This is a genomic window from Aquabacterium sp., from assembly GCF_004297345.1.
In the GTDB taxonomy this organism is placed as follows: Bacteria; Pseudomonadota; Gammaproteobacteria; order Burkholderiales; family Burkholderiaceae_C; genus Aquabacterium.
The window spans coordinates 1-24,439 of record NZ_SCTN01000202.1; the positions used below are offsets into that span (position 1 = coordinate 1).

The window sequence follows — 24,439 nt, forward strand, 5'->3', positions numbered from 1 at the left end:
GCGAAAGCCATCCAGATCCATGCTGAGCACGGTGAAGGGCTCGCCCGTGCGCATGGCATGCGCCATCTCCACTTCCAGCGCCTGATGGAACTGGGTGCGGTTGGCCAGGCCGGTGAGCGGGTCGGTCATCGCCAGGTGGTGCAATTGCACGATGGTCTGGCGGGATGACAGCTGATCTGAAGCGAGCAGGGCCAGGTCCTTGAGCGCCAGGCGGTCAATGGCCGTGAAGGGGCGCGCTTGCGTGTCCCAGATGGCCAAGGTGCCGAGGATCAAGCCTTGCGCATTGCGCAAAGGGGCGCTGGCATAGAAGCGCCAGTGCGGTGGTTGCGTGACCAGTGGGTGCTGCGCAAAGCGGCTGTCGCGGCTGAGGTCTTCCACTACGAGCACGTCTTCGCTTTGCGCCATGGCATGGGCGCACAGGCTGCGATCGCGCGCTTGCTCGCTGTCACTCATGCCGATGCTGGCCTTGAACCACAGGCGATCTGCGTCCATCAGGCCGATGCTGGCGGCTGGTACGTGGAAGGTGCGTGCGGCCAGCCTCACCAGCGCGTCGCTGACGGCGCAAGGGCCACTGTCCAGCACTTCACAAGCGTGCAGGGCAGACAGGCGTTGCGCTTCGTTGATCAGGGCGGGTGCAGCCAGTGGGGCTGCTTCGATGGGGGGTACTGCTTGGTCTGACATGGGTCACCAGAAATCCGTTTGCATGTTTATCGGCGCCATGGCCTCAAACAGAAGGGCAAAACCCGCTTGATCAGGGACTTCACCGGGTGGGTTTTGGCAGCCCCCCGTGATCAGGGGCTCGGCCAACCGTGATCTGCATCACGCCTGTTACGCGCGGAATCAAGGAGCAGGGATTGCCCTGCACACGGCACGAGCGGGGCGCGGCACCATGACTACACCTGATGTCCAGGTTTCGCAGCAAGGAGCAAGTCACATGAACCCATCTCAATGCACCCAACCCGATCAACTCTTTGGCGCCTGCATGCACGCCGGTGGTTGGCCCAAGCTGGGATGGTCGATGCAAGACGATGCCGATGAAACGCTGACCTGCTACGACGAGCAGATGCACTGAGCATTCACTTTACCAACGTGCGCGGGCTGGTGGCACCTCGTTGCTGGAGTCCGTGATCACGGCCTGATCGCGCCCGCCATGCTTGGCGCGATACAAGGCCTGATCGGCCTCGTGGATGAGCGAGGCGGCATCCTTGGTGGGATAAGGAATGGTCGTGCTCAGGCCGATACTGCATGTCAGCCGCACGGGCTGGCCCTGGTGCATCAACTGGATACTTCGTACCTGATCCAGCATGCGTTGGGCCACCACGCGCGCACCGGCTGCATCTGTTTCAGCCAGCAACACCACGAACTCTTCGCCACCGTAGCGGGAGACGAAGTCAGTTGAGCGTCCGCAGCCTGCGCGCAAGGCGATGGCCACTTCCTTGAGGCAGGTATCGCCAAAGGGATGGCCATGGGTGTCGTTGACCTGCTTGAAATGGTCGATGTCCACCATCATCAGGGACACCGGCCCGCCATGGCGGCATTGCCGCGCCCATTCGTAGGCGTATTGCCGATCGAAGTACATGCGGTTGGGCACTTGCGTGAGGCCATCCGTCAGGCTGGCCAGTTCCAGTTCGCGTGCTTGTTGCGCTGAAAGCCGTTGCGCCAGGCGCGCATCCCAGTAGTCCTTCTGCACAATGCCCGATGAGCGGCGCAAATACAGCGTGAGCACCACTTCCATGCCCATCATGATCTTCTGATCGGGGGTGTGCTGCAGCGCTTGTGCGATCACGACCGGGATGATCATCGCCAAGGGATACGGAAAGCGCAGCGCGGCGTTGATGCCAAACAGCGTGTTGCCGCCGGCACAGAAGGCCACGGTCAGCGTGAGCATGATCCAGGCAATGCCTTCGGTCGGTGCAAGGTAGATGCAGATGCCGGTGAGCGTGCCCCAATAGGCGGCGATCGCCAGGGTCATGATCTTGAAGGTCTGCTCGGCGAGTTGGCGGCGCGTCTGGAGTTGACGGGCCAGGTTCTGGTTGAGGTGGGCGCGCACCACGGCCATCAGCAGCAGGCCGCCCACATTGCCCCAGGTCAGCAAAGGCCAGCGTTGTGCGGCGCCGCTGAACAGGGCCACGATCATCCACATGGCGGGATAAATCCAGATGCCCAGGGCGGTGCGCTCGGCCGTGTCCAGCAGGCAACGTATGGCCAGTTCATCGTCTGAAGCTGGACGTTGTGATTGCAATGTGAGGCGCAGGCCACCGGTTTCATCCTGCGAATTCGGAGCAGGTGGGATCATCGGCATGCCTGAAGCACTGGGCGGGAGACTTTCCATGGCTTCAGGGATATCGGAGCGATCATTTCTGACTTGAGCGGCCAATCTTTTGCCTGGCGCGCCTACACTGGCCGAATGTCATTTGCTCAACTCGGCCTGTCGGCCGCGCTGGTTCGCGTTGCCGCGGATCAAGGTTTCGAAACACCCACGCCTATCCAGGAAGCGGCCATCCCCGTCATCCTCGATGGCCATGATGTGCTGGGTCTGGCCCAGACCGGATCCGGCAAGACGGCGGCCTTTGCGCTGCCGGTACTGCAGCACTTGCTCAACGAGCGCCCCCGCGCCCCTAAACGCTTGCGCGTGCTGGTGCTCGTGCCCACGCGCGAACTGGCCATGCAGGTTGGTGATGTGATGCGCGAACTCAGCCAGGGCTTGTCGGGCGCGATCAAGGTGGTGACGGCATTTGGCGGCGTCTCCATCAATCCGCAGATGATGAGCTTGCGCGGTGGCGCCGATATCGTGGTGGCCACGCCGGGCCGCCTGCTTGACCTGGTCGATCACAACGCACTGCGCCTGTCTGATGTCGGTGCCCTGGTGCTGGATGAGGCCGATCGTTTGCTGGACATGGGCTTCACCGAGGAGCTGACCGACATCCTGGAGATGCTGCCCGCACAACGCCAGAGCCTGTTCTTCTCGGCCACCTTCCCCGAGGATGTGCAGGCGCTGGCGCATGCTTTGCTGACGGATCCTGTGCTCATCGAGCTCGCCAGCGAGCCCGAGCATGCGCCTGACATCACGCAGCGGTCCATCAAGGTGGATGCGGCCAAGCGCGCCCAGCTGCTGCGCCATCTGATCAAGGCAGAGGGCTGGTCACGTGCGCTCGTGTTTGCTGCCACCAAGTACGGCACCGAACTGGTGGCGCACAAGCTGCACCGAGCCGGTATCAAGGCCGGTTCGCTTCATGGTGATCTGAGCCAGGGTGCACGCCGTGATGTGCTGGAAGCGTTCAAGGCAGGCGAGTTGCAGGTGCTGGTGGCCACCGACGTGGCGGCTCGCGGCATCCATATTGCCGATCTGCCGGTGGTGGTCAATTTCGATCTGCCGCGCTCGGCCGCAGACCATGTGCACCGCATTGGCCGCACCGGCCGCGCCGGTGCCAGTGGGCTGGCTGTGAGCTTTGTCACGCCGGACATGGAAAACCACTTCCGCCTGATCGAGAAGCGGCAGGGGCAGCGGGTGGCGCGCGAACAGCTGGAAGGCTTTGCGCCAGAGGGCCTGGGGGCGTCAACAGGCGATGACGCCACGTTGCAGGACGAGCGCCCTTTGGATGACGCCCAAGCCCCTCGTGGCCTGGACCCTAACGGCGGCATCAAGGGCAAGCGCAAGAGCAAGAAGGACAAGCTGCGTGAGGCCGCTGCGGCCTTGCAAGCCAAGGATGGCGCCTGAAAAAGCGCTTTCGGCGCTTATTTCCAGTAATCCATGAAGCCTGGCTTGAAGTGCAGGTATTGCCAGCCCATGGCTTTGTTCAACGCTGCGACCTTGGGCTCAATGGCCGCCGGTGCTTCACGGAACATGACCCACAGTTTGGCGTGTTCGTTGTAGACCGAGCAGCGGTAGCCCCATTGATCCATCAACAGTTGCATGCTGCGGTTGGTGTGGAAGGCGCAGTGCACGGGCAGCAGGTACATCCAGTCCGGGTTCGCGGGTACGTTTTCGGGCACCAGGGTGTGAACGGCCAGGCAGCCTGAGTCGGGCTTCACGTAGGACTCGATCTCGTTCAGCGTCGCGCGGTCCCTGACGTGCTCGAACACGGCTGTGTTGAGCACCAGTTGATGCCCGCAAGGTTTCAGCGCGGATGCCGTCACGGCGTTGACCTCTGGGGTGAAGTACTTGTCGTAGGTGTCCAGGCGCAGATCGAAGTAGTCGCGCAGCAGCCGGGCTACCGCACCGACGCCGCATCCCCAGTCAAGCCAGTCACCGGCGGGGATCAGGTCCTGTTTGCGCATCAACGACAGCATCAAGGCCTGGTTGAAGTAGCGCTGGTTGCGGTTGTAGGGGTTGTCTTCCGTGTAGTGCGTTTGCGAGTGGAAGTCGTTGTTGAGCCGAGCCCATCGCTCGTCACTCATGTCCAGATGGGTTTTGGATGCAGCAAAGCCGCAAGCGCTGCACTTCCAGTAGTCCACCTGATCCAGATCGAACTGGGTGAAGGTCTTGCTGAAAAAATACTGCATGCCGGACTGGCAGATCATGCATTGCATAGGGACGGGCCTCTCTTGTCATTCTCACGGCTTGCTGAGACTGTAAAGCAGTCTGAAGCCTGCGCATGCCTTGAACAAGCCCGTCCATGCCGTGCTTGATTATGGGCAGTTGCTGTTGGCGGTTTTGCCGTTCAGGCGATCCATCACGAAGTCCATGCCTTTGCCCGGCGAGACGGCCAGCAACAGGTGATCACCCGTGGCGATGCGGTTGTAGTCCACGCTCAGGCCTGCTGCGCAGTAGTTCTTGACCAGGGCATCAACATCGGCAATGGGCATGACCTCATCGAGCACGCCTTCGTAGATGTACATCGGCGCCTTGGGCATGCGTGAGCCCATGATGTTGTCGTCAATGATGCGCTTGATCTCCGGCAGGTTCAGGAAATCAGGCGACTTCCAGTACTTGCTGCTTTTCTTGAACACATAGGGCGTGAGCATCTCGGGCTGGCCTTCCACCGTGCCCATCAGGCAGCGGCCGCTGATGTCCTTGACCATGGCCGCACCGTCGGCGGTGACGTAGTCCATCAGGTTCGTCTCGGGATACGCGCGGGACATGCCCACCACGGCGCCGAAGTACATCGCCGCAAACAGGCCACCATCTACTTTCTCCGCGGCGTGCTTGGGGTTCACGGGCAGGCCGCCCATGCTCACGCCGACCAGGTTCATCTCCGGCGCGTATTCAGGCTGCACTTCATTGGCCCAGGCCGTGGCGTGACCGCCGCCCGAGTAGCCCATCAGCGCAACGGGCGAGGTGTTGTTCAAGCCGCTCTTGCTGAACTTCTGCGCCGCACGGATGCCGTCCAGCACGCCATGTGCGGTGTTCATGCCGGCCACCCATTGCGACTGCAGGCCTTCATAGTCTGTCAACACCACCAGCACACCCGCATCCAGCGCCTTGTTCACATTGCCCTTCTCGAACAGCTTGCCGTTGACGGTCAGGGCCGATGGCGTGCAGTTGAGCTGCAGGCTGTCATACATGGCCTGGTAGGACAGCAGCTTGCGCGCGCTGGCAGGTGCCGTCTTGGGAATCAGCAAGGTGGTGACGGCTGCCGTGGGCATGCCCTTGCCATCGGTTGTGCGGAACATCAACTGATAGGCCTGGCTGACGCGGGCCGAGTAGGTGGTGTTGGGGATCGCGCGGTAGCGCAGCACGGTGCCGGGCAGCTTGGTCGCCAGCGTGGTGGCGCTGGGGGGTACGTAGAAACCGTCGTTGACCGGTTGCACGGTGGCGTTGGCCATCGGGTACACCTGCTGGGCCTGGGTCATGCTCACGAAACCAGACAGGCAGATGCCTGCGAGGGACGCGAGTGTCAACGCGGGATACTTGGCGAGGAACTTCTTTGACATGCTCATCTTTCCTTGAAATGGGTGAACGGACTGGTCGGTGCTGGCTGCGGTGCATTAAGTTCATGCAATTGCGTTCGGCTACCGGCTAGCGTTCAGTATTCGGAAAGTAGCGTCGGCAAACTTTCGCCAGCACGCGGCGGTTTTGCGACAAGGCGAAAGCGTGCGGGTTAGTCCCTGCACATTTGTGCATTAATGTGCAGGGGTAAACCAGGGGCGTACGCTGTTGCGACCTGTTGCCTTCGCTTCATACAGCGCCTGATCGGCCTGTGTCTGGAGTTGATCCAGATCGGATTCAGGGTCCGTGCCGCAGACGATATGGGCCACACCCAGGCTGACCGACACCACAGGGGCGGTCAGCGAGCCGGCGTGCGGCATGGCCAGACCGAAGACTGCCTGGCGAATGCTTTCTGCCAGCGTCTGCGCCTGGCGCAGGGTTGCGCCGGGCGCGATCACCATGAACTCTTCGCCGCCCCAACGGGCCAGCAAGCCCTGGTTGACCGGCACCGCTTGCTGCATGGCCGCCGCGACCGCTTGCAGGCAACGATCGCCTGCCGGATGGCCGTAGCGATCGTTGTAGGCCTTGAAGTGATCGACATCGAGCAGGATCATGGCCGCTTGCGTGCCCGGTGTTCGCAAGTGCTGTTGCAGCGCGTCCTGCGCATGGCGGCGGTTGGCGCAGCCGGTCAGCGCATCACGCCGCGACAGCGTATCCAGCGACTTGTTGGTCTCGTCGAGTTCATCGAGCAGTTGCCGCTCTGACTCGTTGAGCCAGAAGCGCAGCCGCTCCTCGTACTCCATTTCGTAACTGGAGATCAGCGAGAAAAAGGCGGTGACCAGGTTCAGCAGCAAGAGGGGCAGCACAGCCGCCGACGGCGCACCGGTATTGGAGGCCAGCAGCCAGCCGTGAATCAGCAGGATCATGCCCGACAGCAGTACCGCCGCTCGAAAGCGCAGGCGCTGCACCAGGTTGCCGTACACCAGCATGGGCGCAAAGCCGGCGTGGGCCAGTGTACGAAGCGGGCTGTGGCTGAGATCGATGATGAGAGCCAGACTGCCTGCTGCCAGCAGCCCGGATACCACGATGAGACTTTCCGCCATCCATGGTGATTGCCGCCCAAACCAGGCCTGCTTTTTGTACAGGCCGTACAGCACCACGATTTCAATCGGCGTACAGATACCCAAGCGTATGAGCAAACCAGTGCGGTGCATATCGGGCAGGATGAACCAATCCGATATCTGGAACAGGTTGTAGATCAGCAGGGCGACAAAGGCACTGATGATGAAGTGCTGCACACGGGGGGCCGTGGAGGCCGCTTCAAAGCGTGCCTCCCAATCGGCAGGAAAACGCAAGCCTTTGAGGCTGCGTTGCAGGTCGTCGGCGCCCAGCGCCTGAGCAGCGTCACGCATGAGGGGTTTTAGCTTCCGCTGTGGCGATGCCGTCTCGCCCTTGCGCCTTGGCCCGGTACAGGGTCTGGTCGGCCTTGTTGATCAAGGCTTGCATCTCCGCCTGGCTTTGGGCTTGGCCCCAACTCAGGCCTTGGCTGATGGTCACGATGTCCATGGCATCAGGCCTGAAATGATGCGGTATGGCCAAGGCCTTGACCGTGCTGCGGATGCGTTGCGCCACATCCAATGCTTCTTGAGCCGAGGTCTGGCGCAGGATCAGGGCAAACTCTTCGCCGCCAATGCGTGCGACCAGGTCTTCAGGTTGCCGTACACATTGCGCAATGGCCTGAGCCACCGCGTGCAGGCAGCGGTCGCCAGCCGGATGACCATAGTGGTCGTTGTAGGGCTTGAAGAAGTCCACGTCCAGCAGGATCACGCAGATGGGATGGGCGTGATGGACGGGCTCGCCGTGCTGCCCTGTGTGCGCCTGCCAGAAGCGGGGCAAAGTCTCGTCGAAATGCCGGCGATTGGGGATGTCCGTCAAGGGATCCAGCCGGGCTTGCTGGCTCAGGCGTTCATGGGCCGCATGCAGGCGCGCACGCAGCAGACGCTGATTGCGTTCCAGCAGATAGGCGGCACGCTCTGCTTTTTCCAGGGTGTAGTTGCCGTACAGGCTAAATACCATGGACGACAACAGCAGCAGGGTGACCGGAATGGCCAAGGGCCCGCCTTGCGCCGGCATCGCCAGCAGGGACGCAACGAACCCCATGCCGACCAGGATGCCGTTCGTCAGGGCAGGCACAAAGGCTGGGCGCAGAAGCGAATCCCAGCACACCACGATCACCGACAGGGTGGCCAGATGCGCGCTGGCCAGCGGGTTCTGGCTGGGCACGACGATGGCCAGGTGCAGCAGCGACGTCAGGACGGCAGAGCCTGACAGCAGCCAGTCCCGCGCACTGGATGTGCCCCATTGCCTGAACAGGTACAAAGTCAGCGCATACAAAGGCAAGAACGCAAGCAGCCTCAACAACAGCGCCATCTGAAAACGATCCGGCACCATGAACCAGTCCGCGATCAGGATGCCGACGAAGGCCAGGATCACCGCCGGGCTGCGCCGCAAGACCAGGGAGATACGGCGCGCACTGGTGTCTTGCAGAAACTGTGCCTCCCACTTTGCGGGGAAGCGCAGGCAGAGGCCGCTTTCGATGGCGTGGGGCGCATCGTCGGTCTGGCGACGTTCGGCCTGCGCCGACGTGTGTAGCGCCGTCAAGGCCATGGCTGCTGGCGGGGTGTCTGTGCGCACCATCGGCGGTGGTTCTGCGTGAAATGGCCCAAAGTAACAGGCTGTTCAATCATAGCCATGGGCCCGTGCCCATTGGGGAATTTCGGACCTGAAGCGTCCGCAGAATCCTTGCTTGTGGGCAGCCTGTCACAACTGGTGCGGCCAGGCTGCCGTGGCAAGAGCTCAATCTGCCGACATCGCCCGCCACAGGATGTTGAACAGCTCATCGAACTGGTCGATCAGTGGGCGTTTCTCGCCGCGCACGATGTGCATCAGCACCACCCGCCCGATGATGCCCATGAAGATGTCCAGCAGGATCTTGTGCGACACGCGCTTGTTGAGCACGCCCCGGGCCTGGCCGTCCTTGAACACGCCCAGGAAGGCGGTCATCAGCTCCGGGCTTTCATAGATGCGGATGTTCTTGTGCTTGGACACGGGCACGGCCGTGAACAGCAACATCATCACGGCAGGGTGCTTGTCCATGTAGTCCAGAGTGACCCAGAAGGTCTTGCGCAGCCGCTCGCGTGCGTCGTCGATGCCTTGCAGGTGATCCAGCATGCGCTCGGCCAGCCGACCCAGCATCACATCCAGCATGGCATAGACCAGCACCTCCTTGCTGCCGAAGTATTTGTAGATCGTCTGCAGCGACACATTGGCCGCCTTGGCCACGTCCAGCAGGCTCACTTCGTGAAAGTCCTGGTTCGAGAACAGCTCCAGCACGGCTTTTTCGATGCGGTTGAGCGTGTCGGCGCGCATGGTGCTGAGCGCGGCGCGGCGGTCGTCCACGGTGCTGGGCTGGCGGGTACGGGCGGTAGAGGAGGGCATGGCGAACAGGCAAGGGAAGCGGACATTCCGGTATGGAAATCCATATTACCAAATGCGGGCCAGATGGCGCCATTTGACCAAATCTGCTTGCCAACTCACTTGCGTGACGCCAAGATTCGCTGGTTGACGCATGCGTCAGTTCACGGAGGGTGCAAGGGCGACAAAAGCCCCAAACCTGTCGCCATAGATGCCCTTCCATCGGGTTTCTACTGACGGTAATTCAAATTACCGATCTGAGAAGGCCTTGAACCGTGACGCAATCGTCGTTTTATTGGTTCCGAGGAGACTTTGCCAAATGGCTATTCAGAATTTCGCCCCCGCATGGATGACCGAAGAGCACCAGATGGTGTTCGACTCTGCCAAACGCTTCATGACCGAGCAGTGGCAGCCCAAGGATGAAGCCTGGCGCGCCCAGGGCATGATGGACCGTCAGGCTTGGGAAGATGCCGGCTCGAACGGCTTCCTGTGCGCCTCGATGCCTGAAGAGTACGGCGGTGGCGGTGGTGACTTCGGCCATGAAGCTGCCCTGGTCCTGGCCCAAGGCGAAGCCGGCATCGGTGGTTTTGGCGGTTCGCTGCACTCGGGCATCGTCGCTCCCTACATCCTGCACTACGGCACGGAAGAGCAGAAGAAGCGCTGGCTGCCCAAGCTGGCTACCGGCGAGCTCATTGGCGCCATCGCCATGACCGAACCCGGCACCGGCTCCGACCTGCAAGGCGTGCGCACGCTGGCTTTGAAGTCCGAAGATGGCCAGACCTACAAGATCAACGGCAGCAAGACCTTCATCACCAACGGTCAACTCGCCAACCTGGTGATCGTGGTCTGCAAGACCGACAAGGACAAGGGCGCGCAAGGCATCTCCCTGTTCGTGGTCGAGACCGACGAAGCCCCCGGCTTCCGCCGTGGCCGCAATCTCGACAAGATCGGCATGGAAGCGCAAGACACTTCCGAGCTGTTCTTCGACGACGTGGTGGTGAGCAAGCACAACCTGATCGGCGAAAACGAAGGCATGGGCTTCTTCCAGCTGATGCAGGAACTGCCGCAAGAGCGCATGCTGGTGGCGCTGGCTGGTATCGCCGCCATGGAATACGCCATGAAGATCACGCTCGAGTACACGAAGGAGCGCAAGGCTTTCGGCAAGCCCATCTTCTCGTTCCAGAACACTCGTTTCAAGCTGGCCGAGTGCCAGGCCCTGTTGCTGGCATCGCGCGCGCTGGTTGATGCCGCCATGGTCTCGCACCTCAAGGGTGAACTGGGCGTGGACCGCGCCGCGCTGATCAAGTACTGGATCACCGACAACCAGTGCAAGCTGATCGACGAATGCCTGCAGCTCTTCGGTGGCTATGGCTACATGAAGGAATACCCGATCGCCCGCCTGTGGGCCGATTCGCGCGTGCAGCGTATTTATGGCGGCACCAACGAAATCATGAAGGAACTGGCTTCACGCTTCCTGTGATCCAGCGTCTTCAGAACCATCTTCACTCCAACATACCGAGGAGCTTCCAATGACCGAAGCCTACATTTTTGATACCGTGCGCACGCCGCGCGGCAAGGGCAAGAAAGATGGCAGCCTGCACCAGGCCACGCCTGTGTGGCTGCTGCGCACGCTGCTGCAAGCGCTGGCCGAGCGCAACAAGCTGGACACCCGCCTGGTCGATGACCTGGTGCTGGGCTGCGTGACGCCTGTGGGCGAACAAGGTGCCGACATCGCGCGCACCGCCATCCTGGACGCCGGCTGGGCCGAGACCGTCTCGGGCGTGACGCTGTCGCGCTTCTGCGCTTCCGGTCTGGAAGCCATCAACCAGGCTGCACAACGCATTGGCTCGGGCATGGAAGACATGATCGTGGCCGGTGGTGTGGAATCCATGAGCCGCTGGCCCATGGGCTCTGACGGCGGCGCCTGGGTCATGGACCCCCGCATCAACAGCGGCACCGCGTTCGTGCCACAAGGCATCAGCGCCGACCTGATCGCCACGCTGGAAGGCTTCAGCCGCGCTGATCTGGATGCGTTCGCAGCCGAGTCGCACCGCCGTGCCGCCGTGGCGCAAGCCGAAGGCCGCTTTGCCAAGTCTGTTGTGCCTGTGAAGGACATCAACGGCATGGTCATGCTGGACCGTGACGAAACCGTGCGCCCTGGCACTTCGGTCGAGACCCTTTCCAAGCTGATGCCCTCGTTCGAGATGATGGGCACCATGGGCTTCGATGCCACCGCGCTCGACAAGTACACCACCATCGAGAAGATCCTCCACGCCCACCACGCCGGCAACTCGTCGGGCATCGTGGATGGCGCCGCCCTGGTACTTCTGGGCAGCAAGGAAGCCGGCATCAAGGCGGGCCTCAAGCCCCGCGCCAAGGTGCGCATGTGCTCTGTGATCGGCTCCGAGCCCACCATCATGCTGACCGGCCCGACACCGGCCTGCCAGAAGGCGCTCAACAAGCTGGGCATGACCGCTGGTGACATCGACCTGTGGGAAATCAACGAGGCGTTTGCCACCGTGCCCATGAAGACCGCCAAGGATCTGGGCGTGTCGCTGGACCGCGTGAACGTCAACGGCGGTGCCATCGCCATGGGGCACCCGCTGGGTGCCACGGGCGCCATCATCCTGGGCACGGCCCTGGACGAGCTGGAGCGCACCGGCAAGGCCACCGCCTTGGCCACCCTGTGTATCGGTGCCGGCATGGGCATCGCCACCATCATTGAACGCGTCTGATCAGGAGGCACACACCATGACTAATCAAGCCTTCACCTTTGACGTCGATGCCAACGGCATCGGCCTCGTCACCATCGACATGCCCGGTCGGGCCATGAACGTGCTCAACCCCACGCTGGTGGCCCCGTTCGCTGAACTGGTCAACAAGCTGGAAACCGACGCGTCCATCAAGGGCCTGGTCATCACCTCCGGCAAGTCCACCTTCATCGTGGGCGCCGACATCGACCAGCTCACCCAGATCACCAGCGCCGAAGAAGCCTTCAAGCTGTGCGAAGACCTCAAGGGCATGATGCGCCGCATGGAAAAGTGCGGCAAGCCTGTGGTGGCTGCACTGAACGGTACCGCTCTGGGCGGTGGCCTGGAGCTGGCCCTGGCCTGCCACGCCCGTATCGCGCTGGACGATCCCAAGCTCAAGCTGGGTCTGCCTGAAGTCAAGCTGGGCTTGCTGCCTGGCGGTGGCGGCACGCAACGTGTACCTCGCCTGATCGGTATCCAGAAATCGATGGACCTGATCACCCAAGGCAAGGAACTGACCGCGGCCAAGGCCAAGGAAATGGGCCTGGTGACCGATCTGGCCGCCAACCGCGACGAGCTGCTGGCCAAGGCCAAGGCCTGGTGCGCTGCCAACCCCAAGGCCTCGCAGCCCTGGGACAACAAGGGCTTCCGTATCCCCGGTGGCGACAGCAAGAGCCCCGCTGTGGTGCAGGTGCTGGCGATCGCGCCTTCGATGGCCAACGCCAAGGCGCACGGCAACTACCCCGCGCTCACGCACATCATGTCCTGCCTGTTCGAAGGCTGCCTGCTGGACTTCGATGCCGCTTCGCAAGTGGAGTCGCGCTACTTCGCTGCCTGCGTCGTGTCGCAGACCAGCAAGAACATGATTGGCACGCTGTGGCACCAGCTCAACTCGATCAAGAAGGGCCAGTCGCGTCCCAAGGGCTTTGCTGAAAGCAAGGTCAAGAAGGTCGGCGTCCTGGGCGCCGGCATGATGGGTGCAGGCATCGCGTACGTGTCGGCCAAGGTCGGCATCGACGTGGTGCTGCTGGACACCACGCAAGAGAACGCCGACAAGGGCAAGGCCTATTCGCAAGGCATCCTGGACAAGGCTGTGGCGCGCGGCAAGAGCACGCCCGACAAGCGCGACGCCCTGCTGGCACGCATCAAGCCCACGACCTCTTACGGCGATCTGGACGGTTGCGATCTGGTGATCGAAGCCGTGTTCGAAGACCGTGACATCAAGGCTGTCTGCACGCAGAAGTCTGAAGCCGTGATCGCGGCCGATGCCGTGTACGCCTCGAACACCTCGACGCTGCCCATCACCGGTCTGGCCAAGGCCAGCGCGCGTCCTGCCAACTTCATCGGCCTGCACTTCTTCTCACCCGTGGACAAGATGCCGCTGGTCGAAATCATCGTGGGGGAGAAGACCTCCGACGAAACGCTGGCCCGTGGCTTCGACTACGTGCTGCAGATCGGCAAGACCCCGATCGTGGTCAACGACAGCCGCGGTTTCTACACCTCGCGTGTGTTCGCCACCTACATCATGGAAGGCCTGGCGATGCTGGGCGAGGGCGTGCACCCCCGTTCCATCGAAGTGGCTGGCCTGAAGGCGGGCATGCCCATGCCGCCAATGGCCCTGCAAGATGAGGTCTCGCTGAGCCTGTCGCTGCACATCGCCGAGCAGACGAAGAAGGACATGGCCGCAGAAGGCAAGGTGCTGCCCGAGCACCCCGCTGCCAGCGTGCTGCAAAACATCGGTGGCACCCACAACCGCGTGGGCAAGAAGACCGGCAAGGGCCTGTACGACTACAACGGCAAGGAAAAGAGCCTGTGGCCAGGCCTGACCGAGCTGTATCCGCCCAAGGCCGTGCAGCCTGCTCAGCAAGAGCTGGTTGACCGTCTGCTGTACGTGCAGGCCAACGAAGCGGCGCGCTGCTTCGAAGAGAAGGTGGTGCGTTCGGTGGCCGATACCAACATCGGTTCGATTTTCGGCTGGGGCTTCGCACCCAACCAGGGCGGCGCATTGCAGTTCATCAACGCGGTCGGTGCCAAGAAGTTCGTCGAGCGTTCGCGTGAACTGGCCAAGGCCTTTGGCCCGCGCTTCGAACCTGCTGCCATCATCGTGAAGCAGGCGCAAGAAGGCGGCCGCTTCGAGGACCAGCTGTGAGCACTGAGGCCGGACCGCTGTCTGGCCTCCTGACGGGCCTGCGCGTGATCGACCTCACGCGCAACCTGCCAGGGCCGTTCGGCACGCGCATGCTGGCCGATCTGGGCGCGGACATCATCAAGGTGGAGCCGCCGGAAGGTGACCCCGCCCGCCCGCTGGGCACCTTGTTCGAGGCGCTCAACCACGGCAAGGAATGCCGCAAGATCGATTTCAAGAGCGCCGCTGAGCTCGCTCAGTTGCGCGACTGGATCGCGACAGCGGACGTGATGGTCGACAGCTTCCGACCTGGCGTGCTCAAGGCCATGGGGCTGGATTGGGATGCGCTCAAGGGCCTCAATCCCAAGCTGGTCATGGTCTCGATTACGGGCTATGGCCAGCAAGGGCCTTGGGCGCAACGAGCTGGGCATGACATCAACTTCATGGCCATCTCGGGTGTGCTCGATCAGGTGCGTGCCACGACGGGCGAGCTGGCGATGTCCAATGTGCAATGGGGGGATCTGGCAGCAGGTTCATCCATGGCCTGCATCGCCATCCTGTCTGCCGTGTACAAGGCCGGCAAGTCGGGTGAGGGGCGTCACATTGATGTCAGCATGACCCATGGCCTGCACACGCATCTGGTGATGCCCAAGTCCACAGGCGCGCTGTTGGCGCCGATGTTGGGCGGTCGCATGCCCGGTGCGGGGCAGGACATGCTCAACGGCGTGCTGCCTTGCTACAACCTGTATGGCACGGCCGATGGCCGCCATCTCGCGGTGGGCTCGCTGGAGTTCAAGTTCTGGAAGGCTGCGTGCGAGGTGTTCGAGCGTCCCGATTGGGTCAATCGTCACTGGCAACGTGGGCAGATGCCGGGCTCGTCGGATTGCGCGGAACTGCGTCGTGATGTGGCCGCCCTGGTGGCCTCGAAGCCGATGGCCTACTGGGCCGAGCGTTTCGAGCAAGCCGACGCCTGTGTCACGCCTGTGCTGACTTTGGCTGAAGCTCAAGCGCATCCGCTGTTCGAGGGCCAGGCCAAGGTCCAGCCTTGGTCGCAGGTGGCTTGATTGCCTGACAGACGCTGACAGACGTTTTGCGAGACTGACCGGGGGGTCAGAGCGGTACGGGCCTGGTGAGCAGTTGGCGCCAGGCCCGTATTTTTTGCGTGTTCCGCTTCAGCCTTTGGTGACGGGCGTTACACGCAACTCCAACGCGCGCGCCATGTCCTTGCGGAAGCGATTGAGCTCTTGCACGCTGGCAAAGCTGCGGTCCATGAGTGAGCCCAGGTTGTGCAGGATGCGCTCGACGACCTTGCCTTCCCATGCGGCATCGAACTGAATCTGTTGGTCCAGCCAGTGCTCCAGCCAGGCAGGATCAGGCAGGCGTGACTGAATCGTGTCGCGCGGGAAGAGCTTTTCGCTCACATGCAGATTGGTGGGGTGCAAGGCCTGGGCTGTGCGCCTTGCGCTGGCCATCAGCACGCCCACCTTGCTGAAGGCCGCACGGGCCTCGTCGCCAAAGCGGTTGAGGGCCTTCTTCATGTAGCGCAGGTAGGCGCCGCCATGGCGAGCTTCATCGCGCGACAAGGTCTCGTAGATGGCCTTGATCACCGGCTCGGTGTGCCACTCGGCTGCGCGGCGATACCAGTGGTGCAGGCGCACCTCGCCGCAGAAGTGCAGCATCAGCGTTTCCAGCGCCGGAGCCGGGTCGAACTCGAAACGCACTTCGTGCAGCTCTTCTTCCGTCGGGACCAGGTCAGGGCGGAAGCGGCGCAGGTATTCCATCATCACCAGCGAGTGCTTCTGCTCTTCAAAGAACCATACGCTCATGAAGGCGCAGAAGTCGCTGTCATCGCGGTTGTCGCGCAGGAACATCTCGGTGGCGGGCAGGGCGGCCCACTCGGTGATGGCGTTCATCTTGATGGTCTGCGCCTGCTCGTCACTGAGCAATGACGCATCAAAGCGATCCCAGGGGATGTCGGTGTCCATGTTCCAGCGGACCGACTCCAGTTCCTTGAAGAGTTGGGGGTAGAGCATGTGTCTTGCCTTCCTTGAACGAGCCAGCCAGGGCTCAGTGATGTGAGGGGCCTGTGGCGGCCTGCGCATGCGATGCAGACAAGCGCCGTGTCAGCCACCGCACCAAGGTACCCAGCAGCGGCACCTTGGCATACAACTCTTGCGCAGGGTCCCAGTAATCGCGATGCAGGGTCACGCGCCCGGCCTCGTCAAACACCAGGCGCGTGGCCCCATGGATGACCAAATCAGTACCCTGGCGTTGAAGGGAGAAGTCCCAACGCAGCCATGCCTCCTGGCCTTGCGCCATCGCGCCCAGCACCTTGAAGCGAGGCTGCTGCACGGTGGTGAACATGTGTGCAAAGATGTGGCGGATGGCCGCCAGCCCGCTCACGTCATTGAAGGGGTCCTGGAAGCGGGCATCTGGTGCATAGAGTTGGCCCAGTGTGTCCAGGCTGGCGGGCGACAGTGATTCATAGAAGGCGATCACGTCTTGTACGGCGGGGGGCAGATCCTGTTTCATGCTCGGTTCCTAGACGCCCGTGACGCGGCGCACGGCCCAGAAATAAAGGCGATGCGGCAGCAGTTGCAGCAGCTTGAGCCACAGTGTGAAGCGCTTGGGGAAATGGATCTCATAGCGTCCTTGAGCCCATCCGGCCAGTGTGGCCTCGGCGGCCTGATCGGGCGTCAGCAAGGCTGGCATCTCGAAGTCATTTTTCTGTGTCAAAGGGGTGGACACAAAGCCCGGGTTGATCACCGAGACGCCCAGGCCTTGCTCATGCAGATCCAGATAGAGCGTGTCTGCCAGATGCTGCAAGGCCGCCTTGGTAGGGCCATAGGCCAGCGATTGCGGCAGCCCCCGGTAACCCGCCACGCTGGCCACCAGGCTGATGTGGCCATAGCCTTGTCGCAACATGGTGGGCATGACGGCATCCAGCGCATGCAAGGCGCCGTCCACATTCACGCGCTGGTGGCGCAGGGCATCGGCCAGATCAAAGCTCGTGGCGCGCATCGGGTGGTAGTGCCCGGCGCAGTACAGCATCAGGTCGATGCGGCCGTCACCTTGCTTGATGCGATCGAATGCTGCGCGAACCTGCTGCGCATCGGTTACGTCCAGCGGCAGCGCGACGCTGCCTGGGTGGTTGCTGCAGAACGTGTTCAAGGCCGCTTCTGATCGCGCTGAAACGCGCACCTTGGCGCCTCGTGCGTGCAGCGCATGGGCGATGGCCTGGCCAATGCCGCTGGAGGCGCCCACCAGCCACACCACCTGGCCTTGCCAGTCTCGAATCGGGGGATTGAGTGACATGGCTTAGGGCTTGTTGAAAGACAAGGTGACATCACCCAGGTGCACGCCAAACTTGCTCATGGCGGCGCGGTTGATCATCGTGTGCTCGTCAACCAGGAACATCCAGTCATCGAATTGCACATGCCAGACGCGTCCGTCCACAGGCAGGGCCAGTGTGTAGCGCCATTGCAGGGCATTGCCTGCCGCGTGTCCTTCCGCCTCCCCGACCACATCATCGGCCTGGCCTCGATAGCGCCCGCCTCCCAGATCGGTGAGGTGCCAGACCCGGCGCTGTTGCGTGCCATCGCTGTAGGTGAAGCGTTCGTCCAGCGTGCCTTGCGTGCCCTGCCATTCGCAGCGCATGTCGACCACGAATCGCTTGATCACCTTGCCGGATCGGTCGGTGAAGATGCCATGTGCCTGGACGGGGCCGTTGAAGTATTGCCGCAGATCCAGCGTTGGCGTTTCGCGCGCATAGTCTTGCGGAACGGGGCCCGCGCAGCCTTGTACCAGCAGGCAGCTCACGGCCGTCAGGAGCGCCAGCGCGCGGTGCATCAGCTTGTTCATGTGTTCCCCTTGAGGACGGCAAATCGCTGCGCGGCGAGCAGCAAGGTCAGGGCCGCCGCCAGCTTGAAAAGGCAAGGCACACCGCCATAGGCAATGGCCAGGAGTTGTTGGTTGTCAGGCGAGGACGAGCCCGTCTGGAAGCCCATCCAGGCAAGGGTGGGCAAGGCGATCCCCGAGGCCAGTGCCAGCGTGAGCTTGCTCGCGCAGGTCCACCAGCCGAAGAAGCGGCCCTCGGCCCGGCCACCCAGCCCTGCCTGGTGAATGACCGTGCTCAGCAGGGCGCCAGGGATGGTGAGGTCGGCCCCCATGGCCAGGCCGGTGATCAGGCAGATGCCCTCAAAGGCCCATGTGTGCTGGGCGTTCAGCCAGGGCACGCTGATGAAGGCCAGCACGCTCAGCAACATCGCGGCCAGCCAGGCCGGCATGGCACCCCATCTGCGCACGATGCGAACCCATAGCGGCAGCGACACTGCTGCAGCCAGGAAATAGCTGGCCAGGAACAGGGGCTCCATGGCGGGGGCCTGCAGTGTGTCGCGCACGAAGAAGGGCAGCAAGGTGGCGGGTATGGCGCTGGCTGTGCCATTGAGCACGAAGACCAGCAGCAAGATCACGAAGGGGCCTTGCGACCATGGAGATGCTGTGTGCGTTGCGGCCATGTGGTCCGACGAGGCAAGAGGCGCCGGATCCGCCTTGGCCTGAAGCGACCACAGCCCCGCCAGCCCGATCAGCAGCGCCAGCGCCATGACGGCCACCATGCCGTGCAATCCCAGCCATACAGGCAGCACGCTGGCCAGCAACACGCCCGCCAGCGCCAGCCCCTCGCGCCAGGCCAGCACCCGTGATTGCGCAAGCGCACCGCCACCCCACCGGGCGGCCCAGGTCTGGTGCAGCATCGACACCGTGCTGAAGCCCAGATAGGTCAGGATCAGGCTGAGCCCCAGCCACCAAGGCAAGTAGGCCTGCATGTCAGCAGGAGGCAGCCACAAGGCCGCAAAGCCCATCCACATCAACAGGGCCGCTGCGGCGGCGATCAGGCAGACACGCCGCGTGCCCTGCGCAAACAGTTGATCCAGCCATTGCCCGATGCGCGGGTCCACCAAGGCATCCAGTGCACGCGTGGCCAGCAAGGTGCCGCCCAGCAGGCTCAATGACAAGCCATGCGTCTCGGCATAGTGACGAGGCAGTTGCACATACAGCGGCAGCGACACGAAGGCCAGGGGCAAGCCCATCAGCCCGTATCGCCATGCTGCTCTGGCCTCCTGGTGCATGGTTCAGCCCTGCCCGATCAGGGAGGCACGCAAGCCCGGCGACGACGTGCGCGGCGACAGCCAGATGCCGAAGAACAGGCGGGCATAGTCCTTGTCCGCCAGCGTGGCGGTGGGTTTGCCATTGAAGTAAAAACGCACGCCGCCGCGGCCATCGTGCAAACCCACCAGCCTGTCCTTGGCGCCCACATCGGGGAAGGCCTGCAGCATCAGGCCCAGCCAGGCTTTGGATTGCGCATCGCTGAAATCGCCAATGCGCTTCATCTCGGCAATCGAGCGCTCGGCAATCGCCGGCCCTTCCAGCTTGCGGGCGTACTCCAGCTCCAGGGCGAAGGGCTGGCTGTCATAACGTTCGGCCTCGAAATCGCCGCGCGTCCAAAAGCGGGCGTCGTACACCAGCAAGCCAAAGAAGCGCAGCGAGGCCTGGCCTTGCAGTTGGGCCTTGCTCAGGCTGGAAGCCACTTCAGGTGGCAGGGAGGAAGGCTGGCTCATGGCGATGGAGGGCAGACAGATGGAAGAAGCCAATGCCCCGACGGCATGGCGGCGTGTGATGCGCGAAGACATGACCAACCTCAAGCCGGACGGCGCAGCGTGAACTGCATGACATTGGTATTGCCTTGATCAAAGGCCGCTTCGCAGTACGAGAGGTAGAACAACCAGATGCGCTGGAAGCGTTGATCAAAGCCGAGCTTGTTGACTTCCGTCTCCTTGCTCAGGAAGGCGTCGCGCCAGCGGCGCAAGGTCTCGGCATAGTCGGGGCCGAAGGCCAGGCGCTTTTCCACGATCAGGCCTGCCTTCTTCGCCTCGCGTTCGAACACAGACGGGCTGGGCAACATGCCACCGGGGAAGATGTACTGCTGGATGAAATCGCTGGAGCGGGCATAGCGCTCGAACAGGTCATCGCGAATGGTGATGCTCTGCACGCAGGCCTTGCCACCGGGTTTGAGGCAGCGCTTCAGGGTGTCGAAGTAGCCAGGCCAGTAGGCCATGCCCACGGCTTCGAACATCTCGATCGACACGATGGCATCGAAAGGCTGCGCTTCATGTCGTGCAGCCAGATCGCGGTAGTCCTGATAGCGCAGGTCGGCCAGATGGGCCAGGCCAGCGTCTTGCAGCCGTTGTTGCGCCCAGCTCAGTTGTTCTTTGGACAAGGTCACGCCGGTCACATGGGCCTGATGGCCTCTGGCAGCCATCTCGGCGATGGCACCCCAGCCGCAACCGATCTCCAGCACACGGCTACCTTTGCCTACCCCGGCCTCATCCAGCGCACGCGCCATCTTGGCCTGCTGTGCTTTGGTCAGGTCTTGCGCTGAACGTGTGGCGGGCGTGCCGCCTTCGAACCAGGCGCTCGAATAGTTCATGCTGGGGTCCAGCCACAGACGATAGAAGTCGTTGCCCAGGTCGTAGTGCGCATGGATGTTCTTCTCGCTGCCCTGCCGCGAGTTGCGATTGAGCCAGTGCTGTACCCGATGCCACAGCGAGCCCAGCCATGAGCCATACACCACGCGCTCGATGTGGTCGCGGTTCACGATGAAGAGGTTCAGCAGCGCCGTGAGATCGGGGGTCTGCCAGTCGCCATCGATGTAGCTTTCGGCAAAGCCGATGTCGCCCGACTTCAGTGTGCGTTCGAACACGCGCCAGTTGTTCAACTGGATGGTGGCGCGCATGCTGTGCGACTGGTCCTGGGCGCCTGTGGGGAACACGCTGTGGCGGCCATCGGGCCATTGCACGTGCAGGCGGCCATGCGCCAGATTGGCGAGCAGCTTGAACACGGCGGCGGCCGACTTGGGGGCTTGCGCAGGCAGGGCCTGGTCAAACGAAGGGGAGGAGTGGGTGGTCGAGTTCATCGCGTGACAAAGCGCTCCGGCGCGGCTGGTTTGCGGAAGAACGGCACGCGCTTGAGCCAAAGCTTCAGCGCATGCAGGTGAATGTGGAAGACGACGCCCAGCGTCATCCAGGGCACGGACCAGAAGGCCTTGCGGACCACGGCCTGCGTGATGGGGTGAAGGGCGCCAGCCATGCTGGTCTGGATCAGCAGGCCTTGCTCGTCGATGAGGTCCACGCGGGCCACGATGCGTTGCGCTGTGCGTGTGAAGCAGAAGCGGTAGTGCCCGTTGACGCTGCAAAAGGGCGAGACGTGAAAGACCTTGCGGGCCATCACATCGCGGCCCCAGGCCAGTTCAGGGCCGTGCAGCAGATAGCAGTGCCGCTCACCAAAGGTGTTGTTGACCTCGGCCACCACAGCGGCCAGCGCGCCATCGCGGCGATGCGCATACCAGAAACTCACCGGCTTGAAGGCGTGCCCCAGCACCCGGGGATAGGTCTGCAACCAGATTTCGCCATCGGCGTCGTCAATGCCCTCCTGCCTGAGCAGGGCCGTGATCCAGGCCAGGGCATCGGGGCCGCCCTCGCCATGGTCTTCATCGGCAAAGCTGATCAGGCCCCACTTGCTGCGTGGCACACCCAGGCCATGCTCGCGCCCATGCTTCATGGGCAGCAACAGGAAGTAGGTGTCATGCCGAAAGGCATGCGCCGCAGGCCGTGTGCGGGCGTGATGGATCTGCCCCAGCGCCAGCAGTGGCTGGATCGAGGTGGTGTCAGGCTGCATGCCGCAGGCCCTCGCCTCGTTGATGCAGGATGCCTTGCGCGGCGCGCAAGCCTGCCTGGTAGCCATCTTCATGGAAGCCATAAGCGCACCAAGCGCCCGCAAACCAGATGCCTTCGCGCCCCTGGATGCTGGGCAACTGGCCTTGCGCCTCGATGGCGGCTTGATCGAAAACGGGGTGGGCGTAGTCGATCTCAGCCAATACCTGTTGAGGTTCACGCACCGGATTGAGTGACACGACGACGGGCTTTTCCCAGGGCAGGGGCTGCAGTTTGTTGATCAGGTAGTGCAGGCACACGCGGGCGTCTTCATCCGATTGGCGTTCGGCCCGCTCGTAGTTCCAGGCGGCCCAGGCCTTGGGCTGCTCAGGCAGCATGCGGATGTCGGTGTGCAGCACGGCGCGGTTGGCCTGATAGCGGATGGCGCCCAGTACCGTGCGTTCCTGGGCGGAGGCATCATTGCCCAACAAGGCCAGCGCCTGGTCACTGTGGCAGGCCAGCACAACATGATCGAAACGTTCGGTGCCTTGGGCTGTTTCGATCATCACGCCTTGCTGTACCCGCGTCACGCTGCGCACAGGTGTGTTCAAGCGTGCATCGGCCAGTGACTGGATGATCCTGGCCACATAGTTTCTGGAGCCGCCTTTGACCGTGAACCACTGCGGCCGATTGGCCACTTGCAGCAAGCCGTGGTTGTGGCAAAAGCGGATCATCGTGGCCATTGGGAAGCGCAACATCTGCCTGGTTGGGCAAGACCAGATGCAGGCCACCATGGGCAGGAAGTAGTCTTCGCGGAAGGCTTCGCCAAAACGATGTCGAGTGAGGAAATCGCCAATGGGCTCCTGCAACTGCGCTTCAGCGCCTGTCGTGGCCAGTTCGGTGGTGAGGCGGTTGAAGCGCAGGATGTCGCGCAACATGGACCAGAAGCGTGGGCTCAACAAGTTGCGCCTTTGAACGAACACGGTGTTCAGGTCGTGCCCGCTCCACTCCAGTGGTGCCTGGCCTGGGCCCCGTGGCGAGCGCACCGAGAACGACATCTCGGAAGGCGCCGCCTCTACTTGCAAGGTCTCCAGCATGCCGATCAGGCCGGGGTAGGTTCGCTCGTTGAAAACCAGAAAGCCCGTGTCTACCCCGTGCGTGACGCCGTTCAGCGTCACGTCCACCGTGTTGGCGTGGCCGCCGAAGTGTCCGCCGGCCTCCAGCAAGGTGATGCGTGCCTGAGGCCACTGGCGCGTCAGATGCCAGGCTGCACTGAGGCCGCTGATGCCCGATCCGATGATGGCGATGCTGCTCATGGCGACTCCGTACGGGGTGAATGACCGGTTGGTACAAAACGTGAACTGATGAGTTCAAATAATATCCCAATGGGTATCCACAATGTACTTGTGGGTTTTTGTCGCGACGCGAGGGTCTACAATCGACACCATGGCTCGCCTCTCATACAAGGAACAGGTTCAACGCGTTCGCGAAGATGCGATCGTGGAGGCCGTCAACCGCCTGCTGGCCAGCAAGGGCTACGACAGCATGACGGTCGACGAGGTGGCGGCGGAGGCCGGCATGGCCAAGGCCAGCGTCTACAAGCACTTCGCGTCCAAGGAAGAGCTGGCCGGTGCCGCCATGGTGCGCGCGCTGGACCGCGCCTTGGCTTTTGTGGACGAGCTGCGCAGCCATCCAGACGTCGCCGCGCTGGATCAGCTCAAGGCAGTGGCCCGCTGGGCCATGCAAAGCCAGCTGGACGGTGAGATGCCCTCTCTGCCGTCTCAGAATTCCTCACTGACCGCATCCCTGCAGGCCAATGACGAGTACATGGATCGCCTCATCAGCCTGAGCAACAAGCTGAGCATCTGGATCACGCAGGCGCAGACCAGCGCTCAGATCAACGCCAGCCTGCCTGCCGAGATGATTTTGTACATCCTGTTTGCGCGCGCATGTGACCCCGTGGTGGGCATGCTCAAGGCTTCAGGTCAATATACCAACGAGCAGATTCTCGAGTGGGTCACGACATCGACGTTTGAGGGGCTGGGCGCAAGGCCTCAGTAGCGCGCGCCATCTCCTTGCGGAAACGATTGAGCTCCTGCACGCTGGCAAAGCTGCGGTCCATGAGCGAGCTCAGGTTGTGCAGGATGCGCTCAGCGACCTTGCCTTCCCAGGCGGCATCAAACTGAATCTGCTTGTCCAGCCAGTGCTCCAGCCAGGCAGGATCAGGCAGGCGTGACTGGATGGTGTCACGCGGAAAGAGCTTTTCGCTCACATGCAGATTGGTCGGGTGCAAGGCCTGGGCTGTGCGCCTTGCGCTGGCCATCAGCACGCCCACCTTGCTGAAGGCCGCACGGGCCTCATCACCAAAGCGGTTGAGCGCCTTCTTCATGTAGCGCAGGTAGGCGCCGCCATGGCGGGCTTCATCGCGCGACAAGGTCTCGTAGATGGCCTTGATCACCGGCTCGGTGTGCCACTCGGCTGCGCGGCGATACCAGTGGTGCAGGCGCACCTC

Annotated in this window: 23 protein-coding genes and 1 pseudogene; 7 read left to right on the forward strand and 17 right to left on the reverse strand. The window is 62.6% G+C overall.

All coding sequences use genetic code 11. The features are described from left to right. The coding region (locus EPO09_RS07165; protein WP_290641615.1) for a GAF domain-containing protein at nt 1–681 on the reverse strand (681 nt) is incomplete at its 3' end. A gap of 253 nt (nt 682–934) precedes the next feature. On the opposite strand from EPO09_RS07165, the gene EPO09_RS07170 reads away from it, so the two are divergent. Further along, on the forward strand, nt 935–1,072 hold the full coding sequence (locus tag EPO09_RS07170; protein WP_290641617.1) for a hypothetical protein: 138 nt from the start codon (nt 935–937) through the stop codon (nt 1,070–1,072). 9 nt (nt 1,073–1,081) lie between these two features. Here EPO09_RS07170 and EPO09_RS07175 read toward each other — a convergent pair whose 3' ends face one another. Beyond that, nucleotides 1,082–2,332 carry a GGDEF domain-containing protein gene (locus EPO09_RS07175; protein ID WP_290641619.1) on the reverse strand — a complete coding sequence of 417 codons (1,251 nt, stop codon included), beginning with the start codon at nt 2,330–2,332 and terminating at the stop codon, nt 1,082–1,084. A 75-nt stretch (nt 2,333–2,407) separates the two neighbouring features. Here EPO09_RS07175 and EPO09_RS07180 point away from each other — a divergent pair, with 75 nt between their 5' ends. Then, nucleotides 2,408–3,718, forward strand: coding sequence for a DEAD/DEAH box helicase (locus EPO09_RS07180; RefSeq protein WP_290641621.1), 1,311 nt, complete (start codon nt 2,408–2,410; stop codon nt 3,716–3,718). A 17-nt stretch (nt 3,719–3,735) separates the two neighbouring features. On the opposite strand, the gene EPO09_RS07185 is transcribed toward EPO09_RS07180, so the two are convergent. From EPO09_RS07185 to EPO09_RS07205, 5 genes are all read right to left on the reverse strand, one after another. Beyond that, complete coding sequence (locus EPO09_RS07185) at nt 3,736–4,503, reverse strand: methyltransferase domain-containing protein (protein WP_290641622.1); 768 nt, start codon at nt 4,501–4,503, stop codon at nt 3,736–3,738. A gap of 126 nt (nt 4,504–4,629) precedes the next feature. After that, complete coding sequence (locus tag EPO09_RS07190) at nt 4,630–5,874, reverse strand: lipase family protein (RefSeq protein ID WP_290641638.1); 1,245 nt, start codon at nt 5,872–5,874, stop codon at nt 4,630–4,632. A gap of 189 nt (nt 5,875–6,063) precedes the next feature. Continuing rightward, nucleotides 6,064–7,281 carry a diguanylate cyclase gene (locus EPO09_RS07195; RefSeq protein WP_290641640.1) on the reverse strand — a complete coding sequence of 406 codons (1,218 nt, stop codon included), beginning with the start codon at nt 7,279–7,281 and terminating at the stop codon, nt 6,064–6,066. Next, nucleotides 7,274–8,566, reverse strand: coding sequence for a GGDEF domain-containing protein (locus tag EPO09_RS07200; protein ID WP_290641642.1), 1,293 nt, complete (start codon nt 8,564–8,566; stop codon nt 7,274–7,276). The genes EPO09_RS07195 and EPO09_RS07200 overlap by 8 nt, the downstream gene beginning before the upstream one ends. A 159-nt stretch (nt 8,567–8,725) precedes the next feature. Next, nucleotides 8,726–9,367, reverse strand: coding sequence for a TetR/AcrR family transcriptional regulator (locus tag EPO09_RS07205; protein ID WP_290641644.1), 642 nt, complete (start codon nt 9,365–9,367; stop codon nt 8,726–8,728). Between the two features lie 295 nt (nt 9,368–9,662). On the opposite strand from EPO09_RS07205, the gene EPO09_RS07210 reads away from it, so the two are divergent. From EPO09_RS07210 to EPO09_RS07225, 4 genes are read left to right on the forward strand one after another with little or no spacing between them, the layout of a single operon-like run. Beyond that, nucleotides 9,663–10,823: an acyl-CoA dehydrogenase family protein gene (locus tag EPO09_RS07210; RefSeq protein ID WP_290641646.1), complete on the forward strand. Its 1,161-nt coding sequence runs from the start codon at nt 9,663–9,665 to the stop codon at nt 10,821–10,823. Between the two features lie 49 nt (nt 10,824–10,872). Then, nucleotides 10,873–12,078: an acetyl-CoA C-acetyltransferase gene (locus tag EPO09_RS07215; RefSeq protein WP_290641648.1), complete on the forward strand. Its 1,206-nt coding sequence runs from the start codon at nt 10,873–10,875 to the stop codon at nt 12,076–12,078. A gap of 16 nt (nt 12,079–12,094) precedes the next feature. Next, on the forward strand, nt 12,095–14,242 hold the full coding sequence (locus tag EPO09_RS07220; protein WP_290641650.1) for a 3-hydroxyacyl-CoA dehydrogenase NAD-binding domain-containing protein: 2,148 nt from the start codon (nt 12,095–12,097) through the stop codon (nt 14,240–14,242). Continuing rightward, on the forward strand, nt 14,239–15,282 hold the full coding sequence (locus EPO09_RS07225; protein WP_290641652.1) for a CaiB/BaiF CoA-transferase family protein: 1,044 nt from the start codon (nt 14,239–14,241) through the stop codon (nt 15,280–15,282). The genes EPO09_RS07220 and EPO09_RS07225 overlap by 4 nt, the downstream gene beginning before the upstream one ends. 108 nt (nt 15,283–15,390) lie before the next feature. Here EPO09_RS07225 and EPO09_RS07230 read toward each other — a convergent pair whose 3' ends face one another. Genes EPO09_RS07230 through EPO09_RS07270 form a run of 9 tightly spaced genes read right to left on the reverse strand, consistent with a single transcriptional unit; the run spans nt 15,391 to nt 23,243 of the window. Next, nucleotides 15,391–16,251, reverse strand: a complete 861-nt coding sequence (locus tag EPO09_RS07230; protein ID WP_290641654.1) for a ferritin-like domain-containing protein — start codon at nt 16,249–16,251, stop codon at nt 15,391–15,393. Nucleotides 16,252–16,285: 34 nt separating this feature from the next. Continuing rightward, on the reverse strand, nt 16,286–16,750 hold the full coding sequence (locus tag EPO09_RS07235; RefSeq protein WP_290641656.1) for a nuclear transport factor 2 family protein: 465 nt from the start codon (nt 16,748–16,750) through the stop codon (nt 16,286–16,288). 9 nt (nt 16,751–16,759) lie between these two features. After that, a complete protein-coding gene (locus EPO09_RS07240; protein ID WP_290641658.1) occupies nt 16,760–17,533 on the reverse strand; it encodes an SDR family oxidoreductase in 774 nt (257 codons plus the stop codon). Nucleotides 17,534–17,536: 3 nt separating this feature from the next. Next, entirely contained in the window at nt 17,537–18,079 is a 543-nt protein-coding gene (locus EPO09_RS07245) for a DUF3833 domain-containing protein (RefSeq protein WP_290641660.1), read from the reverse strand. After that, nucleotides 18,076–19,347 carry an MFS transporter gene (locus EPO09_RS07250; protein WP_290641662.1) on the reverse strand — a complete coding sequence of 424 codons (1,272 nt, stop codon included), beginning with the start codon at nt 19,345–19,347 and terminating at the stop codon, nt 18,076–18,078. The genes EPO09_RS07245 and EPO09_RS07250 overlap by 4 nt, the downstream gene beginning before the upstream one ends. A 3-nt stretch (nt 19,348–19,350) precedes the next feature. After that, a complete protein-coding gene (locus EPO09_RS07255) occupies nt 19,351–19,908 on the reverse strand; it encodes a hypothetical protein (RefSeq protein ID WP_290641664.1) in 558 nt (185 codons plus the stop codon). Between the two features lie 8 nt (nt 19,909–19,916). After that, the gene (locus EPO09_RS07260) at nt 19,917–21,191 is read right to left on the reverse strand and encodes a cyclopropane-fatty-acyl-phospholipid synthase family protein (RefSeq protein ID WP_290641666.1); all 1,275 of its coding nucleotides are present in this window, start codon (nt 21,189–21,191) and stop codon (nt 19,917–19,919) included. Next, the gene (locus EPO09_RS07265) at nt 21,188–21,952 is read right to left on the reverse strand and encodes a DUF1365 domain-containing protein (protein WP_290641668.1); all 765 of its coding nucleotides are present in this window, start codon (nt 21,950–21,952) and stop codon (nt 21,188–21,190) included. The genes EPO09_RS07260 and EPO09_RS07265 overlap by 4 nt, the downstream gene beginning before the upstream one ends. Next, complete coding sequence (locus EPO09_RS07270; protein ID WP_290641670.1) at nt 21,942–23,243, reverse strand: NAD(P)/FAD-dependent oxidoreductase; 1,302 nt, start codon at nt 23,241–23,243, stop codon at nt 21,942–21,944. Before EPO09_RS07270 ends, EPO09_RS07265 begins: the two co-directional genes overlap by 11 nt. Before the next feature lie 130 nt (nt 23,244–23,373). On the opposite strand from EPO09_RS07270, the gene EPO09_RS07275 reads away from it, so the two are divergent. Next, the gene (locus EPO09_RS07275; RefSeq protein WP_290641672.1) at nt 23,374–23,988 is read left to right on the forward strand and encodes a TetR/AcrR family transcriptional regulator; all 615 of its coding nucleotides are present in this window, start codon (nt 23,374–23,376) and stop codon (nt 23,986–23,988) included. Here the strand turns inward: EPO09_RS07275 and EPO09_RS07280 are convergent. Continuing rightward, nucleotides 23,945–24,439, reverse strand: a pseudogene (locus EPO09_RS07280) (ferritin-like domain-containing protein); the annotation flags it as partial. The gene EPO09_RS07275 and the pseudogene EPO09_RS07280 sit on opposite strands and share 44 nt — an antisense overlap.